Consider the following 21,803-nt stretch of genomic DNA (forward strand, 5'->3'; position numbering starts at 1 on the left):
CCGTCCTCTCCCCCACAAGGGGGGAGGGCTTCCGCGCGATTCCTTCATCACCTGCGCATGACCTCGCCTCTTGCAACGCGACGCGGCATCATCGCCGGCCTCGGCGCGGCGGCCTTCAGCCTGCCTGCTCGCGCGCAGAGCCTCGAGCCCGGGCGGATACCCGTCAGCGTCTCGGCGCGGCCGATCGCGAGCTTCGAGCCCGGCAATTCGTCAAAGACCCGCTTCGGCCAGCTGATCTTCCGCGGCGGGCTCCAGCTCTCGGGCAGCCATCCCCGCTTCGGCGGCTTCTCGGGACTGTGGCGCTCGCCCGACGGGGCGCAGGTCATCGCGATCACCGACAATGGTTTCTGGCTGACGGCGAAGCTTGCGCGCAACGCCGGCAAGCTTAGCGGGCTGGAGGAGGCCGAGCTCGCGCCGATTCTCGGGGCGTCCGGCAAGCCACTGCACCGCTCGCGCTATTACGACACCGAATCGCTGGCCATGCAGGGCGGCATCGCCTTCATCGGCGTCGAGCGCACCCATGACATCCTGCGTTTCGACTGGGCTCGCCACGGCGTCGAGGCACGGGCCCATCTCGTGCCGGTGCCGCCAGCGGCGAAGCGCCTGCCGAGCAATCGCGGTTTCGAGGCGCTCGGCGTGCTGCCGGCCGGCCACCCGCTTGCCGGCGCGCTGATCGCGATCTCCGAGCGCTCCGGCCGCGAGGACGAGCCGACCGCGGGCTTCATCATCGGCGGGCGCCAGCCGGGCACGCTGCAGGTAATCCGCCGCGATGGCTACGACATCACCGATCTCGCCTTCCTGCCGGGCGGCGACATGCTGCTGCTGGAGCGCTGGTACAAGCCGCTGCGCGGCGTCGGCATGCGCATCCGCCGCATCGCCGGCGCTACCATCCGCCCCGGTGCGAAGCTGGACGGGCCGATTCTGATCGAGGCCGATCTCGGCCAGGAGATCGACAATATGGAGGGGATGGCGGTCCATCAGGAGAACGGGCGGACGATCATCACCCTGATCTCGGACGACAACTTTTCAACTTTCCTGCAGCGGACCGTGCTGCTGGAGTTCGAGTTGGCCTAGAGCCGGGAACCCGCCACGTCATTCCGGGGCGCCGCGAAGCGGCGAGCCCGGAACCCATAAACACCGCGCTGTTCTGGAGGGCGCGGCGATTGTCGTGTCTTCTTAGATCCCGGGGGTGTTCATGGGTTCCGGGCTCAGTCCTTCGGCCTGCCCCGGAATGACGGCAGGCTTCCGTACGCCCCGGCAGTAAGGCGCCCAAACGAAAAAAGCGGCCTCGCGGCCGCCTCGTTCAATCCCGAGGGAAAAACCCGCTCAGTTGGCGGCGAGCTTCTTCTCGATGTCGCGCTTCAGGATCAGCGCGCCCGGCGAGAGCTCACCGGCCGGAGCCTTGACCAGGAAGGCGTCGAGGCCACCGCGATGATCGACGGTGCGCAGGGCGTTGGCCGAGACGCGCAGGCGGATCGAGCGGCCGAGCGCATCGGACTGCAGCGTGACGTTGACCAGGTTCGGCCGGAAGACCGTCTTGGTCTTGTGGTTCGAGTGGCTGACGAGGTGCCCGGTCTGGGTACCCTTCCCGGTCAATTCGCAACGGCGGGCCATGATCGTGTTCCCAAAATCTCCGAATGCTCAACGCAAAGTGCCGACACGCGACGTGCCGGCAGGCGAGCACCGGAAGTCAAATTGAAGTGGCGGGTCTATACCCAGCCGTTGACGGGCCGTCAAGGCGAGAGCGCAGGATCAGCTGCGGAAACATCTCGGTAACCATTATCCCCCCAAGCTCATGCGAGCCAGTCACGATTCGGACCGAATCTCAGTGCATGCGACGATCTCCGTCGCGCCCGGAGCCTGCAATGAAGCTCGCTTTGTCGCCTGCCAACAGCGCCCGTCTCGCGGCGCTGGTGCTCGCCTTGTCGGCGTCGGCCGCGCAGGCGGCCTCGCTCGACGCGACCTATGACGTCACGCTGCTCGGCCTGTCGCTCGGCAAAGCCAATCTCTCCGGCGGAATCGACGGGGCCAGCTACAAGCTCGACGCCAATGCCAAGCTGACCGGTCTCGTCGGCAGCTTCACCGGTGGGCGCGGTTCGGGAGCGGCAACCGGCAATCTCAACGGCAGCAGGCTCTCGCCGGCGACCTTTGCGGTGTCCTCGGCCAATTCCAGCGAAAGCCGGACGGTGCGCATGGCGCTCGGCGGCAATGCCGTGCAGGCGCTGGCGATCGAGCCGCCGATCGACGCCAAGCCCGATCGCGTCCCGCTCAAGGACGAGCACCAGCGCAACATCATGGACCCGCTCAGCGCCTTCCTGATGCCGGTCGAGGCTTCCGGCCGCAATGCGGGGGCAGCCGCCTGCAATCGCACGCTGGCGATCTTCGACGGCGCGGCGCGCTACGACATCAAGCTGAGCTATTCCGGCACGCGCGAGATCAAGATCGACGGCTATAGCGGCCCGGTCTCGGTCTGCCAGGCGCGCTATGTGCCGATCGCCGGCCACCGCTCCTTGCGGCCCTCGACCAAGTTCATGGCCGAGAACAGGGAGATCTCGACCTGGCTCGCTCCCGTCGCCGGGACGAACATGATGCTGCCGGTGCGCATCTCGGTGAAGACGATGATCGGCACCGCGGTGATCGAGGCCTCGAGCTTCAAGGTCGATCCGGGCGTCACGGCGACCGCGACGCGGAATTGAGGTCAGGCGTTGGCGCCAAGCTCAAGCGGGAAGGGCGTGGATTCGTAGATCGCTTCCAGGCGGAGCTTCGCGATCAGCTCCCCATTCATGCACGAGCGCGATGAGCGCCAGCCGGTCGCCTGCCGCGAGCAAAGGGCTGGTGTGGTCGGTGGCCTTACGCCAGGCGCGTCCCCACTAGAATTAGGGGTCGCGAGCTCAGCGCTAATGCAGCGTGCGGCATTTCATCCGGCCATGTCGAGATTCCCGCGGGGATGTCGGCGCCAAATTCTGCAGCTGAGCGATAGTTGCGGCATTAGGTAGCAAACGCACCTAGACCATAGAAATCAGCCCGGCGGTTGGCCGGGCTGATTTTTAGTGCTTCGCCGGCATCAGCGGCACAAGTTTTTGTAACTTGGCGATGAAGCCCTCTAGATCTTCGACGTTGTCGAAACGAGCCGAGACAGTCACCGACTCCATGTCGAACACGATCGGTTTCGTTGGCTCTTTTGGCTGCCCCGGCCAAGGGGGCGGGTGCACCCCCAGTGGGATGGGCTCGGATTTCTGCGCGTGCATCTCAGGCCCCTTGCTCAGTTCACCGGGGTGCTTGACGCCCCCCTCGTCGAGCTTTGATTCTACCGAAGCCTCAGCCTGAACACCACTCTTTAGTCCTGTAAATTGAATGTTGTCTTTCAGAATGCTCAGCAGCGCCCGCGCAGACTGGTCGTTAAGATGACGCTCAAGCTTCAAATGGCTGCGGGCTACAGTGTCGGCCGGAATGCCAGCCGACCAGCCGTCCGTCTCCCATAGCGCCCGAAACAGCGACGGCGCGAGCGCGAAGGTACTGAGCATGGCGGCTCGTACGTCGTCGCGCTCATCAAGGAAGTAGCGGCGCGCCGCAGCGCTGAGCTTGACGCGGCGCTCGGCATTCGCCCCTTCGTCGTCCAGCAGGCCGTAGCCCTTGAGCGCCCCGACTGTCTGGAACCCTCCGCTACTCTTCGGGCTGTATCCCCAAACCTCAAAGGCCACCGGGACCAGCATGGGTTTGCCGGCCTTGTCAGCGTGGAAGAGCAGCTCGGCGCGGGAGAGCGCCTTTTCCAGATTGATGAATGGAAATCGCGTCGAGACGTCGTCAGCCATAAGAGCCCCCAAGTTTCGCGAGGAATCTACACGGCATCTATTTCAATTTCAAGTTCAGTTCTCCATACCCCTTGACGGCATTCGGGCCGCCGGACATAAGGAAGTGGCGGCGGCGAGAATCGCTGCCGGAAAGGAGAACAAAATGCTCAGGAGGGTCGAGAGTCCTGCCGCCAGCAGTCCGATGGCGATGGACGAGGATTTAAAGGAAGGGCCGCTACCCCAGCCCTAGGAAGCGACGGGTAGCAGCCCTTTAGATCGGCAGATCGCCAATGCGGGTCGGTAGAGAGAAATCTCTTCCGGCCCGTTCTTTTTTATACCGGAATCTCGGGATTCCGTCTAGCTCGCCTGCTTTTCCCGCTCCGACCCGCGCTCGGCCTGGGCTTCAGTCACGATCCGACTCGCACTGCATGGGGCCTCCGCCATCCGACGAATTGCGGGAAGTTCGTGCGAGGGGCTAGCCTTACCGGCGATTCGCCTCCGGAGCCGCCATGTCCAGCGATTTCGCCTTGCCGCCCGGCCTCAGGCATCGCCAGGTCGTCGTGCGTGACACCGTGCTGCATGTCGCCGAGGTCGGCGACGGGCCGGCGGTGCTGCTCCTGCATGGCTGGCCGGAATTCTGGATGAGCTGGCTGCCGCTGATGAACCGGCTGCATGGCGAATTCCGGCTGATCGCACCCGATCTGCGCGGTTTCGGCGATAGCGGCAAATCATCGGCGCCGCGCAGCGATGTCGGCGCCAACGCTCATGCCGACGACATGGCGGCGCTGCTGGAGGCGCTCGGTGCCGGCCCTGTCGGCGTCGTCGGCCACGATGTCGGCGCCTATGTCGCGCAGGGGCTGGCGCGGCGCCATCCGCAGCGGGTCGAGAAGCTCTTGTTCTTCAACTGTCCGACGCCGAGCGTCGGCTCGGCCTGGGTCCGCGACGGCCATGTCAACGAGATCTGGTACCAGTCCTTCCAGCAATTGCCGCTGGCGGAGCAGCTGATCGGTTCGAGCCGCGAAGCCTGCGCCCTCTATCTCGGGCACTTCCTGACGCATTGGTGCCATCGCAAGGATGCCTTCGCGCCGGTCTTCGACCTTTGGGTCGAGAATTTCATGAAGCCCGGCAATCTGCGTGGGGGATTCGACTGGTATCGCAGCCAGAATGCGGCGCGGATCGCCGCCATCGACGGCCACCCGGCGCCGTCCGTGCCGATCCATCAGCGCACAAGGGTGCATTGGGGCCGGCACGATCCGATCCTGAAGTCGGAGTGGTCGACCTTCCTGTCGCATTATTTCGACGACGTCGAAGTGACCTTCTGTGAGAGCGCCGGCCATTTCGTCCATGTCGAGGCGCCGGACGAGGCGGCGCAGGTCCTGAGCGAGGTCTTCGCGGACTGAGCGGGGCGATTGCCTGCCGCGATCTTCGCCGGTCCCCCTCGTCTTCCAGCCAGAACGCCCTACATGAGCGAAAGGGGCCCTCGCGCGCGCAAGTCGGCGAAGGATGGACAATGAGGGCGATTCAAAATCTTGTGGTTTTTGAATCGCTTGCCGCAATATCTCGCCGTGAACGAAACCTGATTCTGTGGGAGTCAGCGATTCGACCCCGCTTCGTTCCGGACTCGTTCTGTTCACGGATCGGGTTGCATTCAGGCCGCCCGACTCGATAGGGCTCGCGGCCGCCCGGACTGCAGGAAAGCTCCAGCGTCTTGATCCAGCCTCGTTCCCTTCCGCCCTCGCTCCGCGCCCGCGGTGTCACAGCGGTGCTCGGCCCGACCAACACCGGCAAGACCCATCTCGCCATCGAACGGATGGTCGCGCATCCGACCGGCATGATCGGCCTGCCGCTGCGCCTGCTGGCGCGCGAGGTCTATCAACGCGTCGTCGACAAGGTCGGCCCGGAGGCTGTCGCGCTGATCACCGGCGAGGAGAAGATCAAGCCGGAGCGGCCGCGGTTCTGGGTTTGCACGGTCGAGGCGATGCCGCGCGACCTCGCCGTCGATTTCGTCGCGATCGACGAGATCCAGCTTGCCGCCGATCTCGACCGCGGCCATGTCTTCGCCGACCGGCTGCTCAATCATCGCGGCCGCGAGGAGACCATGCTGATCGGCGCCGGCACGATGCGGCCGCTGATCGAGCAGCTCATTCCCGGCGTCAATGTCGTCTCGCGCCCGCGCCTGTCGAAGCTCTCCTTCGCCGGCGACCGCAAGATCACCCGCCTGCCGCGGCGCTCGGCCATCGTCGCCTTCTCGGCCGAGGAGGTCTATGCCATTGCCGAATTGATCCGGCGGCAGAAGGGCGGCGCGGCGGTGGTGCTCGGCGCGCTCTCACCGCGTACGCGAAATGCCCAGGTCGAGATCTACCAGTCGGGCGATGTCGACTATCTCGTCGCCACTGACGCGATCGGCATGGGGCTCAATCTCGATGTCGATCACATTGCCTTCGCCGGCGACAGCAAGTTCGACGGCCATCATTATCGCAAGCTCAACCCGGCCGAGTTCGGCCAGATCGCCGGGCGAGCCGGCCGGCATCTGCGTGACGGCACTTTCGGCACGACCGGGCGCTCGCCGCCTTTCGAGCAGGAACTCGTCCAGGCGATCGAGGACCATCGCTTCGAATCGGTGCGCCAGGTGCAATGGCGCAATTCCGACCTCGATTTGCGCTCGATTCCCGGGCTGGTCGACAGCCTCAACGTCCAGCCGCAGGAACAAGGACTGACCCGCGCGCTGATCGCCGAGGACATGACGACGCTGGAAATTCTGGCGCGCGATCAGGATGTGGCGCGACTTGCACAGGGCAAGCCGGCGGTGTCCCGGCTCTGGGAAGTCTGTGGATTGCCGGATTATCGCAAGATCGCGCCGATGCAGCATGCCGAACTGGCGACGACTTTGTATCTGAGATTGATGCGCCATGGCCGGCTCGATCCGGACTGGTATGCCGGCCAATTGGCCGCCCTCGACCGCGTCGATGGCGAGATCGACACCCTCTCGGCCCGCATCTCCCAGGTCCGGACTTGGACCTATGTTGCCAACCGGCCGGACTGGTTGCTCGATCCTGAGCATTGGCAGGGGGTGGCGCGTCTTGTAGAGGACAGGCTGTCGGACGCTTTGCACGAACGGCTTGCCAGCCGATTCGTCGATCGGCGTACGAGCGTGTTGATGCGTCGCCTGCGGGAGAATGCAATGTTGGAGGCCGAAGTCACCGCGACCGGCGATGTCCTGGTCGAGGGTCAGCATGTCGGATTGCTGCAGGGCTTCCGTTTCACGGCCGATCCCAAGGCGGGTGGGCCGGAAGCGAAAGCGCTGAATGCGGCGGCGCTGAAAGCGCTGGCAGGCGAGCTCGAGGCGCGCGCCTCGCGCGTCGTGCTGGCCGGCGACGATGCCTTCGTGCTCTCGCATGACGGGCTGGTCCGCTGGATCGGCGAGCCGGTGGCGCGCCTGACCGCCGGCGAGAAGGTGCTGGAGCCGCGCCTGCGCCTGATGATCGACGATCATCTGCCGGCCCCGGCACGCGAGCAGATCGAGACAAGGCTGGCCGCCTGGCTGAAGCACCACATCACCAAGCTGCTCGGCCCGCTCCAGATCCTGGAGAATGCCGAGAGCGCCGCCGGCATCGCCCGCGGCATCGCCTATCAGACGGCCGAGGCGCTCGGCGTGCTCGAGCGCGCCAAGGTCGCCGAGGAGATGAAGACGCTCGACCAGGAAGGTCGTGCGGCGCTGCGCCAGCTCGGCATCCGCTTCGGCGCCTTCCACCTCTATGTGCCGGCGCTGCTGAAACCGGCGCCGCGCGCGCTTGCCGCCCAGCTCTGGGCGTTGAAGCACGGCAATCCGGAAGCTGCCGGGCTCGACGACATCTCGCATCTCGCCTCCTCCGGCCGGACCTCGTTCCCGGCCAACAAGGACATTCCGAAGGGGCTCTATCGCGCCGCCGGCTATCGCGTCTGCGGCGAACGGGCGGTGCGCGTCGACATCCTGGAGCGGCTCGCCGACCTGATCCGCCCGGCGATCGCCTATCGCCCGGGTGTCACGCTCGGCCAGCCGCCGGTGGGCGCCGCCGATCAGGATGGCTTCGTCGCTACCGGCGCGATGACGTCGCTCGTCGGCTGCGCCGGCGAGGACTTCGCCTCGATCCTGCGCTCGCTCGGCTATGTGTCGGTGAAGCGCCCGGGCCCGGCGATCACCGCTGCGCTCGCCGCCGCGCCGGCGCCTGTCGTCGCCGCTGCGCCGGAAACGGAGGCGTCCGCGGCCGACACGGCCCTGGCGACCGAGCAGGTCGACGCGTTGAACGAAGCGCCCTCGTCCGATGGCGAGGTCGCGAGCGAAGGCGCTGCCGCCGAAGCGCCGGCAAGCGAAACGGCTGATGTCCCGGTCCTGACCGATGCGGAAGTTGCCGCGGCGGCTCCTATCGAGGAGGAGGCTGCCAGCCCGGCCGAGCCGGTGCCTGCCGACGCGATGTCGACGCTGGCGTTGCCGAGCGACGAGCCTGCGACGGAAGCCGAGACCGAAGCCGAAGTCGAGACCGCGACGGCCGAGCCTGCTGCGGCCGCCGAGGCGGCTTCCCCGGCCGAGCCGGAGCTGATCGAGGTCTGGCGGCCGCATCGCCATCAGGGTGGGCGGCGTCCCGAGCAGGGGCAGCGTGGCCGCCGACCCGACCGTCGCGCCGGTGCTGCCGAGGCCACTCCCGCTGCGGAAGGCGGCGAGGCCAAGCCTGCTGGGCAGCGTCCCAACCGCAATCGCTGGCGCGAAGGTGGCTGGAGCGGCCCGCGCCCGGCCGGCGGCGAGGGCGGCAAGCCCGCGCCGCAGGAAGGCGCTGGCCGCGCTGCCCAGGGGCGCGACGGGCGTCCCGAGCGCGGTCCGCGGCCGGAGTTCAAGCGGGATGGCGGCCGCCCTGGTGGTGGCCCGCGCCGCGATGAGCGCGGCGGCAAGGAACAGCGTTTCCAGCAGCCGGCGAGGCCGCGTCCGGCCGAACGCCAGCCCGATCCGGATTCACCCTTCGCCAAGCTGCTTGCCCTGAAGGCCCAGCTCGAGGGCAATGACGGGCGCAAGAGCTGATCGCAGAGATACGGAGGCTGCTTGCGCGACGATCGGCAACGCCTCGACAAATGGCTCTGGTTCGCGCGTTTCGCGCGGACTCGCCCCGCTGCCGTGCGGCTGGTGGAGGAGGGGCATGTCCGGGTTGCAAGCAAGCGCGTCGAGAACCCGGCCCTCGGGATGAAGCCGGGCGACGTGCTGACGCTCGCTTTGCCGCACGCGACGCTGGTCGTGCGTGTCGCAGCCTTCGCCGAGCGCCGCGGTTCCTACGAGCAGGCGCAGACGCTGTATGAGGTTTTGAGCGGGGGTGAACGCGGCGATCAGTCGCTTGCGCCGGACGGGTCTGAGGGCTAGAGCGCGTATCGATGTGGGGAGCGCTGGCCCGCCCGCGAAAAATCATCTCGAAACGCACGTTTCGGTGGAAATTCGATCTCGTTTCCGGTCGTGACAGGGCCTTGAAACATTCTCTCGACCCGCTCTAAAGAAGCGCCGGCCGATCGGAAGGACAGCGCCATGACCTATGTGGTCACCGAGAACTGCATCAAGTGCAAATACATGGACTGCGTCGAAGTCTGCCCGGTCGACTGCTTCTATGAAGGTGAGAACTTCCTCGTCATCCATCCCGACGAGTGCATCGATTGCGGCGTCTGCGAGCCGGAATGCCCGGCCGAGGCGATCAAGCCCGACACCGAGCCCGGCCTCGACAGCTGGCTGCAGGTCAACGCGAAGTTCGCCGCAAGCTGGCCGAATATCACGCAGAAGAAGGAATCGCCTGCCGACGCCAAGGAGTTCGACGGCGTGCCGAACAAGCTCGAGCTTCTGTCCCCGGAGCCCGGCGAGGGCGACTGAACTTACCCTGCGGCAGAGCGTGATTGCAGTTAACCATTGCCGGCCGCAACGCGGCCCGGCGGCGTTTGCATTCCGTTTACCTTTGATTCGGCGCGAGTTTTGTGGTATCCACAAGCCACAGTCGAGTTCTTTCCGCCTGCCCCTGCGAGGTCACACAAACGGGGCACCCCCAGAGACGAGAGCAGCGCCCCACCGGTCAGAACGTCCGGCGTGTTGCTGTCTTCGTGCCTGGTGGACAGCAAGAAGCGACCGACTGAGGGAGCATGTTGTGTCGGGAGAAGAGCCAGAAGGCTCGCCCGTCATGTCAGGCAGAGAGCCGCCGGCCATCCTGGCCAGCGGCTGAAAGTCGAGTCTCCGCTTCCCGCGGAGAAATCAGGAGTCGAAACGGCATGTCCACTGCGAAGAAGGCTGTTGTGCGCCATGGCTTCAAGACGGGCGAGTTCGTCGTCTACCCGTCTCATGGCGTCGGTCAGATCACGGCGATCGATGAGCAGGAAGTCGCGGGCTTCAAGCTCGAGCTCTTTGTCGTCAGCTTCGCCAAGGACAAGATGACCCTGCGCGTGCCCACCGCCAAGGCGGCGAGTGTCGGCCTGCGCAAGCTCGCCGATGCCGAGATCGTCGGCAAGGCGCTGGCGACCCTGACCGGCCGTGCCCGGGTCAAGCGCACCATGTGGTCGCGCCGCGCCCAGGAATACGAAGCCAAGATCAATTCGGGCGATCTCGTCGCCATCGCCGAGGTGGTGCGCGATCTCTATCGCTCCGAGGCGCAGCCCGAGCAGTCCTATTCCGAGCGCCAGCTCTATGAGGCGGCGATCGACCGGATGACCCGCGAGATCGCGGTGGTCGAGGAGATCACCGAGACCGAGGCGCTGAAGAAGATCGAGGGCCAGCTCGCCAAGTCGCCGCGCCGCGCCGGCAAGGGTGAGGCTGCCGAGGCTGCCGAAGCCGAGGATGGCGACGAGGATATTCAGGAGGAGGCTGCCTGAGGCAGCTTTCCATATCGAACTAGAAAGCCCGGCGGATCGCTCCGCCGGGCTTTTTCGTATCAGGCGGCGCCGGTCTCGGCCGCGAGGAAGGCCACCGTCCGCTCCCAGGCGAGCTTTGCCGCCGCCGCGCTGTAGCGCTCGGCGCTGGTGTCGTTGAGGAAGGCGTGGTCGACGTCGGGATAAACGATCGCCTGGTAATTGACGCTGGCTGCCTTCAGGGCCGCCTCATAGGCCGGGAGGCCCTCGACCAGGCGCGTATCGCGGGCGGCGTGCTGGATCAGCAGCCGGGCCTTGATCTGCGGCACCTTGGCGAGGTCGGGCGAGCGGCCATAGAAGACGACGCCGGCATTGAGCTCCGGCGCGCTGACGGCAAGGTCGTTGACGGCGCCGCCGCCCCAGCAGAAGCCGACCGCGCCGACCTTGCCGGTTGCATCCGGACGCGCCTTGAGGAAGGCGAGGGCCGCGCGCCCTTGCGCGATGACGTCCTCCGGCTTGAGCTGCGCGAACAGGGCGCGGGCGGCGTCGGCATCGGCCGGCGTGCCGCCCAACGGGGTCAGGAAGTCGACTCCAAGTGCATTGAAGCCGGCCAGGGCCGCGCGGCGCGTGACGTCCTCGGTGTGCGGATTGAGCCCCCGGTTCTCGTGAATGACCACGACACCGCCGCGTTTTGCCTGCGTCTTCGGCGTGACGAGATAGCCCTTGAGCTTCACGCCACCGATGGTCTCGTCGATGCGCCTGCTCTCGATACGGGCATCGTCCGCGGCGACCTGCTGGGCGTGGGCGTAGTTGGGCTCCAGCAGCGCGAGAGCGGCTTCCGCCGCTGCCGCGGTGCCGGCGATGGCGATCAGCCGGTTCATGAAGCTGCGCCGGTCGAGCGGCTTGTGGGTGTATTCGTCGTAGAGTTCGACGATGCGACGATCGAGCGCCATGGCTGCCTCCCTGTCCTGACGAAGGCGCGGAGGCTAGCACAAGGCGCCGGGAAAGGGTTGGGCCGCCGTTGGGCTACTCGCTCACGATCTTGTAACGCTGACCGGGCGTCAGTCTCGCGCTCCGCTCCAGCCCGTTCAGGATCAGGAACTGCTCAAGCGGCCGGTCGGTCGACGCCATGCGCTCGGTGAGGCCGGCGGGCGTGTCGCCGGCACCGGCCGTGACGAGCCGGATCCGCAAGGGGCTGACCGATTGCGCGTCGCTGGCGCTGAGATTGCGAAAGCTGTCGAGCAAGGCGCGCATGGCGCGCTCGGGGTCGTTCTGGCCCTTGGCGGCGAGAATGAAGCGGTAGACGCGCGGCCCGGCCTGGATCGCGGCGAGGCGGAATGTCCAGTCGGCGCCCTTGCCCGAGGTCACCGCCGCGGGCAGGCCGCCGACCGTCAGCGACTGGATGTCCGCCGTGGCGACACCGTCGATCCAGCCCGAGGCGACATAGGATTCGAGCGTCTGGCCGGCCTTGAGCGCGACCGAGTCGAAGCGCAGCGCCTGCGAGCCGTCATTGCTGACGCCGACCACCATCTCGCGGGCGGCTTCGAGCTCGAAGCCGTCAGGGGCGGTGAAGGCGATGCGCAGCGCGCTGTTGAGATAGCGGCGGCCGCGCACGACGCCGTCGGCCGGATCGTCGCCGAAGGCGATGCCGTCGATGACGCTGAGCCAGCGCGAAGCGTCGCGCTCGCCGATGCCGGGCGCGCCGATCTGGCGGGCGCCATTGGTGACGGCGGCGACGCGCTCCGGCGTCGAGGGATGGCTGGAGAGGATGTCGAGCTTCTTGTCGCCGCCGCCCTGGCCACCGGCGCGGAAGCTGGTGTTGCGGCCGAGCGAGACCAGGAAACGGCCGGCGCCATAGGGGTCGTAGCCGGCGCGCGCGATGTTGCGCACGCTGATCTGGTCGGCGGTCAATTCCTGCTGGCGCGAGAAGCGGGCGAGCGAGAGCTTCGAGCTCTGCTGCACCGCGGCACCGGTCGTCGGATCGTTCAGCACCTGCGCCACGACCTTGCTTACCAGCGCCGATTCCGCCTCCATCTCGGCGCGCTCGACGGCATGGCGCGCGGTGACATGGGCGATTTCGTGCGCCATCACCGAGGCGATTTCGGCCGAATCGTTCGCGAGGGCAAGCAGGCCGCGGGTGACGTAGAGCCGCCCCGTCGGCAGGGCGAAGGCGTTGACGATCGGCGAGTTGAGGATCGTCACCTCATAGGCGCCGATCTGGCCTTCGCCGGCCTTGGCGAGGCGGGCGATGATCCCCTCCAGCTCGGCCTTGACCTGCGGCGCACGGTATTCGCCGCCGAAGGCCGAGAGCAGGCGCTGGTGCTCGCGGTCGGTGTCGCGCTGCAGGCTGGCGACGCGCGGCGCCGGCTCGCCGCCGGGCTGGTTGAGCGGGGCCAGGACGGAATTCTGGTCGCCGAAGCAGGCCGCCAGCAACAGGGCCGGCAGCGCCGCGGCGGCGAGGCGCCCCCGGAACGGCTGACGATGGCGCTGAACTCTCCGCATCGGCCCCTAGTCGATCAATTCCAGTGCGCTGCGCGTCTCGGCCTCGATCAGGAGGCCGTCTCGCCCCTCGACCACGCCGCGTATGCGCACGCGTTTACCCGTCAGCGACGAGGCGGTCCAGCCGCTGCGCTGCAATTCACGCCACAACGCGCGCGACAGAACGATGCTGCCACCCGTGCCGCGCCGCCGCTCGAAATTGAGATAGGTTCGCTGCGCCCGCTCTCCGACAGCAGCGACACGCCCCTCGACCACGACGATCCGGCCCGCCTGCGCTCGCATCGCGGCAGCATCATGGCCGTCAATCACCGGCAGCGCCACTGCGGCATGTTTTCGCTGCGGGGCCCCGGGTTGGCCGGCCGCCACCGGTCGTTGCTCGGCCTTGCGCCAGATTTCGTTGCAGGCGGCGAGGCCCGGCTCGGGCAGGCGCAGAGCCGCGCCTTCGGCGAGGAGGGCGGCTCAGATCGGGCTGGCCGGCGAGCGCAGCGGGAGTGTCGTCGGCTGCGAGGAGGCGGCCCGGGAGGCGTCCCCAGCGATCGGCCGCGCCGAGTGGCGCCAGCCGGAAGCTCTGTCCATGCCAGCGCGCCAGGTGCGTGGCGAAGCGCTCGCGCTCGGCGTCGTTTTGCCGGGGCGCCAGTCCTGCGAGCCTGACGCTCCGGCCGTCGGCGAGGAGCGGGTCGCCATGCCGGTCGAGACCGGCCAGGCGGACCAGCGCGGTCCCGTCCGGCGTCGCACAAGCGTCGTCTGCCGCCCGTGTCACGCCGGCCGAGGCCGCCATGACAACGAGGAACGGTAAGATCGCTGCAAACGAAGGCTTCACCCGCATCGGCTTTATGCTAAACGCAAGAACGTGCGTCCCGGTAGCTCAGCAGGATAGAGCAACGGTTTCCTAAACCGTAGGTCAGGGGTTCGAATCCCTTCCGGGACGCCATTCAGGCTGCATGGATAGCGGCCTGCCAGCTCCGCACATCGCGATAATCGGCCTGCGCGAGTCGGCCGTGATCTGCCGTTGCGACCCGCACTTTACCTTTCGTTAACCCTGAAGGGGTTCTCTGTCTGTGTCCACCGGGGCCGTTGGGGGCACGGAAAGGACCACTGGCCATGACCGAGCCTCAGCCTGACCAAGCCGCCCTGGACCAGCTCGTCGGTCTGCCGATCGCCGAGGTCGAGCGCGATCTCATCCTGGCGACCCTGCGAGAGACCGGTGGCAACCGGACCCATGCCGCAGCCATTCTCGGCGTTGCCATCCGGACGCTGCGCAACAAGATCGGTGCCTATGCGGCAGAGGGCCATGACGTTCCCGAGCCGCCATCGTCGTTCGTTGCGTGAGCGGGCCGATGGCGCGTCCTGCCAGCGGCAGCGCCGAGGCCAGCAACCTCATCCTGTCGGCCACCGTGGCTGCGCTGTTGCGCGGCCTGGTCCAGAAGCAGGTCCTGCGGGCGGATGACGTCCGGGAGCTCTACGAGACGGCACTCCTGCTGCTCGAACAGCAGCAAGGTGAGCTGCCCGGCGAGAGGGCTGCGTTCGAAGCGGCACGCGCCGCGATCGAGCAAGGCCTCCTGCGTATGCAGGCTGGAGGCGGTGAAGTCCGCTGACGGACAAGCACTGATGGCGGCGCCCGGCCAAAGCCGGCTCTTCGTCAGTGCTTTGTCACGTGCTCCGGCTTGCCCTTGCGTTTGGTCGAGGCCATTTCGTCGAGCTCCTTCTCGGTCATCGACTTGGCCATCGATTTCGAGGCTCCCTTGAGTTCGCTCTTGGGAATGTCGCCGCGCTTGGCGGCGAGCGCGGCTCCGGCCGCCTTCTGCTGCGCTTTGGATTTGGCTGGCATCGTTCATCCTCCGATCTAGGGCGGTCGATCGTGCAACCCGAGCGATACGGGCTGGTTCCACGCGGCCGTCGCGACGGCTTCGTCGGGCCGCTCGCGTTGCGAGCCGACCATGCGGGGAACGCGGGCCGCCCGGCCTTGCCGCGCAGGCTTTGGCACGGCAAAGCTCATGGCACGGCTCTTGATAGAAGGCCTTAAGGCCGGTCAACTCTCGCCCCCGGGATCATCTTGCGCATTCTCGTCCTCAATCCGAACACCAGCGCCGAGATGACCGAGCTGGTCCTGCGCGTGCTGGCGCCGCTGACGCCCACCGGGGTGACGCTGAAGCCGGCGACCGGCCGCTTCGGCGCGCGCTACATCTCCACCCGCAGCGCCGGCGCCGTCGCAGGCCATGCGGCGCTGGACGCCTTTGCCGAGCACGGCGCCGATTGCGACGCGGTCTATCTCGCCTGCTTCGGCGATCCCGGGCTGATGGCGCTGAAGGAGATCGCCGCGGTTCCGGTGGTCGGCATGGCCGAAGCCGCCTGCCGGCAGGCGGCGGCGCAGGGCGGACGTTTCTCGATCGTCACCGGCGGCGAGCGCTGGGGGCCGATCCTCACGGAATTCACCGCCGCGCTCGGGCTGGACGGCCGGCTGGCTGCCGTCGAGACGGTGGCGCCGACCGGCGGCGACATTGCGGCCGATCCCGACGGCTCGATTGCGCTGTTGGCCGAGGCCTGCCGGCGGACGGTGGCGCGCGACGGGGCGCAAGCGGTTATCCTCGGCGGCGCCGGGCTCGCCGGGCTTGCGGCGCGGGTCGAGCCTCATGTCGGCGTTCCCGTGATCTGCTCGACTGCAGCCGGCTTCGCCGCGGTGCTCGACGCGGCGCGCAACCCGCCGCCCAAGCCGGCGCAGGGCGACCTCGCCTTGCCAGCAGCGGTTCCGACGATCGGGCTCTCGGCCGGCTTGGCGCGCCTGCTGAGCGAGCGCTAGCGCCGCCTTGTTCCGGACGGGTGAGCGGGCTGCGCGGCAGTTCCGTTTCCCTGAGGCGCAGCCAGCCAGATCATGTGCTTCGCGCCGCCCGCTCCGGCGCGAGCGCGCACCGTCTTCTCTTCGACGGCGAAGCCGGCCTGGCGCAGGCGCTGGGTGAAGCTGCGATCCGGTCCGGCCGACCAGACCGCAAGGACGCCGTCCGGCCGCAAGGCGGCCTTCGCGTTGGACAGGCCGGCATGGTCGTAGAGCCGGTCGTTCGCCTCGACCATCAGCCCGTCCGGGCCGTTGTCGACATCGAGCAGGATCGCATCGTAGCCGCCGCCGCCCTCGCGGATGGCGGCCACGACGTCGGCTTCGCGCACATTGACGCGGGGATCGTCGAGGCAGCCGGCGAAGATCGGAGCGAGCGGGCCGCGCGCCCAGGCGATCACCGCCGGGATCAGCTCGGCGACGACGATCTCGGCATCCGCCGGTAGGGCGGCGAGCGCCGCCCGGAGCGTGAAGCCCATGCCGAGCCCGCCGATCAGCAGGCGTGGCCTTGGGCGTCGCCCGATCCGCGCGATGGCGAGGCTTGCCAGGGCCTCCTCCGAGCCCTTTAGGCGCGAGTTCATCAGCTCGTTATGGCCGAGCGTGATCGAGAACTCGTCCTCGCCGCGGCGCATGAGCTTCAGCGTGCCGCCGCCCGGGATCGAGGCGGCGTCGAGCTGCGTCCACGGCTTCATCGCTCGTCAGTCCAGCCGGGCGCGCTTGATGAAGGCGCCGGCCTTCATGATGACAGGCATGTGCTTGCCCTGGCGGGTCAGCAGAGAAAGGTCCTGCAGCGGGTCGCCGTCGACGACGATCAGGTCGGCATGGGCGCCGGGCGTGATCGTGCCGATCTTGCCCTCGAGCTTCAGGAGCTTGGCCGCGACATGGGTGGCGGCGCCGATCACCTCATGTGCGGGCAGGGCCCGGCCGCGGATGACGAACTCCTCCGACTGGTGGCGGTGCATCTCGCCGAGCAGGTCGCTGCCATAGGCCATGGCGAGACCGGCCTTCTTCATGATCGCCAGCGATTCCATGCCGGCGGCGCGGACGTATTCGACCTTGGCGACGGAATCGGGCGGGAAGCCGAGCTTGCCGCCCTCGCTGGCGAGCTTGTCATATGTGACGAGGGTGGGCACGGCGACGGCGTCGTTCCTGGCCGCGAGCTTTGCGGTCTCGGCCTGGATCAGGTTGCAATGCTCCAGCGAGTGGACGCCGGCCTCGACGCAGCGCCGGATCGCTTCGTCGGTGTAGACATGGGCGGAGACGTAGGTGCCGGCCATGCGGGCCTCTTCCACTACCGCTTCGAGCTCGCCGACGGAGAAGCCGAGGAAATGGATCGGGTCGGTCGGCGAGGCGCAGCCGCCATTGGCCATGATCTTGATGAAGTCGGCGCCGCCCTTGAGCTCCTCGCGGGCGGCGCGGCGAACCTCGGCCTCGCCGTCGCAGATGCGGCCGAGCGCGCCGAGGCGATGGCGCGTGCCGGGCGCGAGCCGGTCATCATAGCGCCCGCGGAAATCGGCATGGCCGCCGGTCTGGCTCAGGGCCTTGCCCGAGATGACGAGGCGCGGCGTCAGGAAGTCGTTCTCCTCGGTCGCCTGCTTCAGGCCGAAATCGGCGCCGCCGACATCGCGCACTGTGGTGAAGCCGCGCAGCAGCATCTCGCGCATGATCACCAGCGAGCGCACGGTGACGAGCGAGTCCGGCAGGGCGGCGTTGCGGCCGAGATCGGCGAGACCGGCGATGACGTGGACATGGGCATCGATCAGGCCCGGCATCAGCGTGCGGCCCTTGAGATCGACCGTCCTGGCCTTGTCGGACCGTACGCTCTTGCCGACCTCGCGGATCATTCCGCCCTCGACCAGGACCGAGACCGGCGCTGCGCGCTCAGGCGCGGTGCCGTCGACGATGCGGGCATTCTGGAACAGGGTCGCGGCCATGGATTTCGTCCTAGTCTCTGACAATTCGAGGGATGTCGTTCAGCGCATCAGCAGTGCGGCGAGCCAAAGGCTCAACCCGAAGACGACGTGATTGATCAGGCCGATCAGCCGGATCTGGTTGGCGTTCGGCCGCCTGCTGGCGGCGAGGCCGAAACCCAGGCCGGGCTGCAGGATGAACCAGCCGCAGCCGACGGTGACGACGCCGACGATCAGGGCCGGCAATAGGGTGGGGTTGCGGGCCCAGTCCAGGCCCCAGAACAGCAGCACGATTCCCGCGAAGAGCGCGCCGATCAGGTAGTGCATGATCCAGCCGATCGCGAGTTCGTTCGCCACGGGCGGCGTGTCGGCGATGGTGTCATGCATGACACGGCCGCGCGGCAGATAGGCGAACCAGCGCCCGATCGCGGCCCAGTTCGCGAGCGGTATGCCGAAGGCGCGATTGAGGAAGAGCGCCCAGAGATCGAGCAAGGCGGTCGCGCCAATGCCGATCGCGAGCGAGCGGCCGATCACTTCGAGCATCTATCATCCCCCCGGCCGCAAACCGACCGCCGGCTATGGAGGCGAAATGGCGCGGCGCGGTCAATCGCCAGCGGGTCGAATGTCCCCGCCCACAGCGCAGACGGGGCATGCGGCGGCGCGGCGCAGGAACCGCCAGGGGGCCTTGCTCGTTCTCCCCGGGGTGCTTTCAAAGCGGGGGTGAAGCGATGGCAGTAGCGACGGCGAGCAAGACGAGCGCGAACGGGCCTCATGGTGCGGAGGAGCTGCCCTCGGTCATCGTCACCAGCTACAATCTGGAAATCCGCGATGCCGATGGCTTCGTCGGCGACAAGGCGAGCCGCGGTGCCTTCATGGACCATCTCGCCGAATTGCGTGGCCATCTCGCCGAGGCGGGAGAGGATCCGCTGGCGGAGGCCGGCAAGACACCGAGCAAGTCGGAGCTCGACAAGCTCATCACCGAGGGGACGGCCCGTGAGGCGGCGCTGGTGCTCTCGGCGGTCGAGCGCTTCGCCCAGTCGCTCGCCTTCGTGATCCGCCGCTTCCTGCGCCAGAAGGCCTGGAGTCCGGTCGAGCGTATCGTCGTCGGCGGCGGCTTCCGGCAGAGCCGGATCGGCGAGCTGGCGATCGCGCGAGCCGGCATCATCCTGCAGACCGAAGGCTTTTCGATCGAGCTCGTTCCGGTGCGCCATCACTCGGACGAGGCCGGGCTGGTCGGCAGCGCCCATCTCGCGCCGAAATGGATCTTCGAAGCCTATGACAGCCTGGTCGCGGTCGATATCGGCGGCTCGAATATCCGCGCCGGCATCGTCGAATTGCGCCAGGACAAGGCGGCCGATCTGAGCAAGGCACGCGTCTGGGAAACCGAGCTCTGGCGCCATGCCGACGAGGAGACGAGCCGCGAGGAGGCGGTGAAGCGGCTCGGCAAGATGCTGCGCGAGCAGATCGCGCACGCCGGCAAGGAAGGTTTGCGCGTCGCGCCCTTCATCGGCGTCGGCTGCCCCGGCCTGATCGAGCCGGACGGCGCGATCGATCGCGGCGCCCAGAACCTGCCGGGAAACTGGTCGAGCAGCCGCTTCAACCTGGTCGAGAGCATCCGCGAGATGGCTCCGGAGATCGGCGAGCATGATACCGTCGTCACCATGCATAACGACGCCGTCGTCCAGGGCCTGAGCGAACTGCCCTTCATGCAGGATGTCGAGCATTGGGCGGTGCTGACCATCGGCACCGGGCTCGGCAATGCCAGCTTCGAGAACCGGGTGAAGCCGAAGAGCCGGGACAAAGAAAAAGACAAAGACAAGCCGAAGGACGGCAGGGACAAGAAGGACTGAAACTCAGTCCCGCTTCGCCGGCAGCGCCCAGAGCAGCCCGCGCGTCACGATCGCCGGGAAGACGGTGAGGTGGTCCTCGCCGGGAATGATCTCGGTCGAGAGTTTCAGGCCGGGATAATTGCGCGAGCGCAGCGCCTGCTCGAACTCGCGGAGATCGGCGATCATGTCGGTTTTGCCATTGTAGCGCGGATCGCCCGAGGCCTTGTCGATCGTCTCATAGGAGGCGATCGCCATCAGCACGTTCGCCCTCAGCTCCTTGTTGGCCTGCGCATAGTCGCGCTCGCGCTGGAGCATCTCCTTCTGGTCAAACCAGAGCGAGGGGCTGCCGATGATGTAGTGCTGGAACAGCTTGGATTCGGTCAGAAGGACATAGAGGCCGAACAGCCCGCCATAGGAGTGGCCGGCATAAATGCTGCGGGTCGTGTCGGTGCGATAGGTCGCGGCGACGAAGGGCATCAGTTCCTCGGAGAGGAAGCGGCGATAGCCCTCGGCTTCACCGAAGACCGGCGGTTTGCCGGACGGGTCTCGCGTCTTCTCGCCGTTCGGCGTCGGCGTGTAATCGCGCCGGCGGCTGTATTCGGGCGTATCGCCGACCGAATAGGACAGGCCGACCAGGATGAATTCCTCCAGACCCTTGGCCCGGTTGCCGACCCGCCGTGCGATGCTGCGCACCAGCGGAAAGGCATAGTCGGCATCGGTGACGAACAGCACCGGGAAGCGCCGGCGCGGCTGCGACTGATAGGATTCGGGCAGGCTGACGAAGATCTCGTAGTCGCGCTGCAGCGCCTTGGCCCTGATCGTCCTGACTTCGGTGCCCTTCAGCACGAAGGGCGGCGGCGCGGCGACGCCGGCCGCGGAGGCCGGAGGCTCGGCATCGGGCTGAGCGATGGCGGCGGTGGCGATCAGGAGCGCGGCGACGAGGGCAGGCAGGCGAAGCATCCAGGACGTCTCCGACAGGACTGTGCCGGGATCGTGACGGCAGCGGCGGTCTTAGCCAAGAGCTATCGCCGCAGACCCGGTGCCTCCAGCGCGAGACCCTTGGCCCGCACGGCGAGATAGAGTTCAAGCGCGAGATAATCATCGGAGCCGTAGTCGAACTGCGTCGCCCTGACCCCGAGCGAGCAAGCGCGCAGGCGCCGGTGCAGCGAGCCGAGCCCGTTCCATTCGAGCCGGTAGGCGGGATAGCCGGTGCCGACGCCATGGCTGATGGTGTCGCCGCGCAGCTTCTGGCCGACGAGGCCGTCATGGCACTGGGTGCAGGCCAGGTTGAGCTGCCCCTGCCGGCGTTCGTAGAAGGCCCTGCCGGCTTCGTAAAAGGGTCTCGCCGCGCCCTCGGCTGAGACCGATAGCGGCAGACCGCGCGAGAGCGAGGCGACATAGGCGGTGAGGCCGAGCAGTTCCTGGCTCTCATAGCCGAAGGCGGGCTGCTTCTGCCGGTCGATCCGGCACTGCTCGATGCGCCCTTCGAGATTGATCAGCTTGCCGCTGTTGGCGTCGACCTGCGGATAGCGGGCGGCCGCGCCGCGCAGGCTCTGCTTGGGGTCGGCATGGCAGGAGAGACAGGTCGGTGTCGTACCGTCGCGGCGGCTGAACAAGTCCTCGCCCTGCTCGACCCAGAGATAGCCGGGATTGCGGCCCTGGTCTTCCTGCTGCCGCTGCATCTGCGGCGAGAGGAAGGCGCTGCCCGGCTTGATCTCTTCGGCGAAGGCTGGACTCGCCAGCGCGAGCAGGACTGCCGCGAGCGCGCGGCCGGCAGAGGTCATGTCACGACGAGACGGGCGGTGCGGGTGAAGGTCGCCCCGCCATCCTCTCGCCACTCGAAGGAGAGGTCGCCGGTCTCGACGGCGCGGGTGGTGAAGCTGACGAAGGGGTTGGCCGAGACGCCGGTGTGCATGTCGTAGCGGAAGACCGGCTCGCCGGCATAGGTCACGGTCAGCCGGTTGAGGATCTTGCGCGGCACGACCCGCCCTTCGGAGTCGACCTGGCCGCCGCGATCCATCGGATGACGGACGAGGACGCGGATCTCGACGATCTCGCCGGCCTTGGCCTCGGCCGGCATGGTGATGCGGGCGTTGAATGCCATGGC

The 21,803-nt window shown here is 67.5% G+C and carries 24 protein-coding genes and 1 tRNA gene; 13 read left to right on the forward strand and 12 right to left on the reverse strand.

The window, feature by feature from the left end; translation table 11 throughout:
* Window positions 1-57: 57 nt before the first annotated feature.
* Window positions 58-1,074 carry an esterase-like activity of phytase family protein gene (locus ASE66_RS11710; RefSeq protein WP_057189769.1) on the forward strand — a complete coding sequence of 339 codons (1,017 nt, stop codon included), beginning with the start codon at window positions 58-60 and terminating at the stop codon, window positions 1,072-1,074.
* A 252-nt stretch (window positions 1,075-1,326) separates the two neighbouring features.
* Here ASE66_RS11710 and rpmB read toward each other — a convergent pair whose 3' ends face one another.
* Window positions 1,327-1,614: a 50S ribosomal protein L28 gene (gene rpmB, locus ASE66_RS11715; protein ID WP_057189770.1), complete on the reverse strand. Its 288-nt coding sequence runs from the start codon at window positions 1,612-1,614 to the stop codon at window positions 1,327-1,329.
* Window positions 1,615-1,865: 251 nt separating this feature from the next.
* Here rpmB and ASE66_RS11720 point away from each other — a divergent pair, with 251 nt between their 5' ends.
* Window positions 1,866-2,696 (forward strand): DUF3108 domain-containing protein, encoded by an 831-nt coding sequence (locus tag ASE66_RS11720; RefSeq protein ID WP_057189771.1) that lies wholly within the window; start codon window positions 1,866-1,868, stop codon window positions 2,694-2,696.
* A gap of 351 nt (window positions 2,697-3,047) precedes the next feature.
* Here ASE66_RS11720 and ASE66_RS11725 read toward each other — a convergent pair whose 3' ends face one another.
* On the reverse strand, window positions 3,048-3,812 hold the full coding sequence (locus ASE66_RS11725) for a hypothetical protein (RefSeq protein WP_057189772.1): 765 nt from the start codon (window positions 3,810-3,812) through the stop codon (window positions 3,048-3,050).
* 488 nt (window positions 3,813-4,300) lie between these two features.
* On the opposite strand from ASE66_RS11725, the gene ASE66_RS11730 reads away from it, so the two are divergent.
* The 5 genes from ASE66_RS11730 to ASE66_RS11750 all read left to right on the forward strand — a co-directional run bounded on the left by ASE66_RS11730 (window position 4,301) and on the right by ASE66_RS11750 (window position 10,655).
* The gene (locus tag ASE66_RS11730; RefSeq protein ID WP_082613368.1) at window positions 4,301-5,191 is read left to right on the forward strand and encodes an alpha/beta fold hydrolase; all 891 of its coding nucleotides are present in this window, start codon (window positions 4,301-4,303) and stop codon (window positions 5,189-5,191) included.
* A gap of 311 nt (window positions 5,192-5,502) precedes the next feature.
* Window positions 5,503-8,841, forward strand: a complete 3,339-nt coding sequence (locus ASE66_RS11735; protein ID WP_057189925.1) for a helicase-related protein — start codon at window positions 5,503-5,505, stop codon at window positions 8,839-8,841.
* Between the two features lie 21 nt (window positions 8,842-8,862).
* A complete protein-coding gene (locus ASE66_RS11740; protein WP_057189773.1) occupies window positions 8,863-9,174 on the forward strand; it encodes an RNA-binding S4 domain-containing protein in 312 nt (103 codons plus the stop codon).
* 159 nt (window positions 9,175-9,333) lie between these two features.
* Entirely contained in the window at window positions 9,334-9,669 is a 336-nt protein-coding gene (gene fdxA / locus ASE66_RS11745) for a ferredoxin FdxA (protein WP_057189774.1), read from the forward strand.
* 389 nt (window positions 9,670-10,058) lie between these two features.
* A complete protein-coding gene (locus tag ASE66_RS11750) occupies window positions 10,059-10,655 on the forward strand; it encodes a CarD family transcriptional regulator (protein ID WP_057189775.1) in 597 nt (198 codons plus the stop codon).
* Between the two features lie 59 nt (window positions 10,656-10,714).
* Here ASE66_RS11750 and ASE66_RS11755 read toward each other — a convergent pair whose 3' ends face one another.
* From ASE66_RS11755 to ASE66_RS11765, 3 genes are all read right to left on the reverse strand, one after another.
* Complete coding sequence (locus tag ASE66_RS11755; RefSeq protein ID WP_057189776.1) at window positions 10,715-11,584, reverse strand: dienelactone hydrolase family protein; 870 nt, start codon at window positions 11,582-11,584, stop codon at window positions 10,715-10,717.
* Between the two features lie 73 nt (window positions 11,585-11,657).
* The gene (locus ASE66_RS11760) at window positions 11,658-13,133 is read right to left on the reverse strand and encodes a M48 family metalloprotease (RefSeq protein ID WP_082613369.1); all 1,476 of its coding nucleotides are present in this window, start codon (window positions 13,131-13,133) and stop codon (window positions 11,658-11,660) included.
* A gap of 6 nt (window positions 13,134-13,139) precedes the next feature.
* The gene (locus ASE66_RS11765) at window positions 13,140-13,451 is read right to left on the reverse strand and encodes a hypothetical protein (protein ID WP_057189777.1); all 312 of its coding nucleotides are present in this window, start codon (window positions 13,449-13,451) and stop codon (window positions 13,140-13,142) included.
* Between the two features lie 253 nt (window positions 13,452-13,704).
* Here ASE66_RS11765 and ASE66_RS32045 point away from each other — a divergent pair, with 253 nt between their 5' ends.
* The 4 genes from ASE66_RS32045 (at window position 13,705) to ASE66_RS11785 (ending at window position 14,725) form a co-directional block, all read left to right on the forward strand.
* Window positions 13,705-13,926 (forward strand): hypothetical protein, encoded by a 222-nt coding sequence (locus ASE66_RS32045; RefSeq protein ID WP_156412109.1) that lies wholly within the window; start codon window positions 13,705-13,707, stop codon window positions 13,924-13,926.
* Window positions 13,927-13,984: 58 nt separating this feature from the next.
* Window positions 13,985-14,061, forward strand: a tRNA-Arg gene (locus tag ASE66_RS11775).
* 170 nt (window positions 14,062-14,231) lie between these two features.
* Window positions 14,232-14,459: a helix-turn-helix domain-containing protein gene (locus ASE66_RS11780; RefSeq protein WP_057189779.1), complete on the forward strand. Its 228-nt coding sequence runs from the start codon at window positions 14,232-14,234 to the stop codon at window positions 14,457-14,459.
* Between the two features lie 8 nt (window positions 14,460-14,467).
* Window positions 14,468-14,725, forward strand: coding sequence for a hypothetical protein (locus ASE66_RS11785; protein ID WP_057189780.1), 258 nt, complete (start codon window positions 14,468-14,470; stop codon window positions 14,723-14,725).
* Window positions 14,726-14,769: 44 nt separating this feature from the next.
* Here ASE66_RS11785 and ASE66_RS11790 read toward each other — a convergent pair whose 3' ends face one another.
* Entirely contained in the window at window positions 14,770-14,958 is a 189-nt protein-coding gene (locus ASE66_RS11790) for a DUF3008 family protein (RefSeq protein ID WP_057189781.1), read from the reverse strand.
* 225 nt (window positions 14,959-15,183) lie between these two features.
* Between ASE66_RS11790 and ASE66_RS11795 the strand changes: the two genes are divergently transcribed.
* A complete protein-coding gene (locus tag ASE66_RS11795; protein WP_057189782.1) occupies window positions 15,184-15,927 on the forward strand; it encodes an aspartate/glutamate racemase family protein in 744 nt (247 codons plus the stop codon).
* Here ASE66_RS11795 and ASE66_RS11800 read toward each other — a convergent pair.
* From ASE66_RS11800 to ASE66_RS11810, 3 genes are read right to left on the reverse strand one after another with little or no spacing between them, the layout of a single operon-like run.
* Window positions 15,924-16,649 (reverse strand): spermidine synthase, encoded by a 726-nt coding sequence (locus ASE66_RS11800; RefSeq protein ID WP_057189783.1) that lies wholly within the window; start codon window positions 16,647-16,649, stop codon window positions 15,924-15,926. The genes ASE66_RS11795 and ASE66_RS11800 overlap by 4 nt on opposite strands.
* Before the next feature lie 6 nt (window positions 16,650-16,655).
* Window positions 16,656-17,891, reverse strand: coding sequence for a metal-dependent hydrolase family protein (locus ASE66_RS11805; protein ID WP_057189784.1), 1,236 nt, complete (start codon window positions 17,889-17,891; stop codon window positions 16,656-16,658).
* 39 nt (window positions 17,892-17,930) lie between these two features.
* Entirely contained in the window at window positions 17,931-18,410 is a 480-nt protein-coding gene (locus ASE66_RS11810) for a DUF2938 domain-containing protein (protein ID WP_057189785.1), read from the reverse strand.
* A gap of 185 nt (window positions 18,411-18,595) precedes the next feature.
* On the opposite strand from ASE66_RS11810, the gene ASE66_RS11815 reads away from it, so the two are divergent.
* Entirely contained in the window at window positions 18,596-19,717 is a 1,122-nt protein-coding gene (locus ASE66_RS11815; RefSeq protein ID WP_057189786.1) for an ROK family protein, read from the forward strand.
* A gap of 3 nt (window positions 19,718-19,720) precedes the next feature.
* On the opposite strand, the gene ASE66_RS11820 is transcribed toward ASE66_RS11815, so the two are convergent.
* The 3 genes from ASE66_RS11820 to soxZ all read right to left on the reverse strand — a co-directional run bounded on the left by ASE66_RS11820 (window position 19,721) and on the right by soxZ (window position 21,800).
* Window positions 19,721-20,656, reverse strand: a complete 936-nt coding sequence (locus tag ASE66_RS11820; protein ID WP_082613370.1) for an alpha/beta hydrolase — start codon at window positions 20,654-20,656, stop codon at window positions 19,721-19,723.
* A gap of 62 nt (window positions 20,657-20,718) precedes the next feature.
* Entirely contained in the window at window positions 20,719-21,480 is a 762-nt protein-coding gene (soxA, locus tag ASE66_RS11825) for a sulfur oxidation c-type cytochrome SoxA (protein ID WP_057189787.1), read from the reverse strand.
* Window positions 21,477-21,800: a thiosulfate oxidation carrier complex protein SoxZ gene (gene soxZ, locus ASE66_RS11830; protein WP_057189788.1), complete on the reverse strand. Its 324-nt coding sequence runs from the start codon at window positions 21,798-21,800 to the stop codon at window positions 21,477-21,479. The genes soxA and soxZ overlap by 4 nt, the downstream gene beginning before the upstream one ends.
* Window positions 21,801-21,803 lie beyond the last annotated feature (3 nt).

This window comes from Allobosea sp. Root483D1, from assembly GCF_001429505.1.
In the GTDB taxonomy this organism is placed as follows: domain Bacteria; phylum Pseudomonadota; class Alphaproteobacteria; order Rhizobiales; family Beijerinckiaceae; genus Allobosea.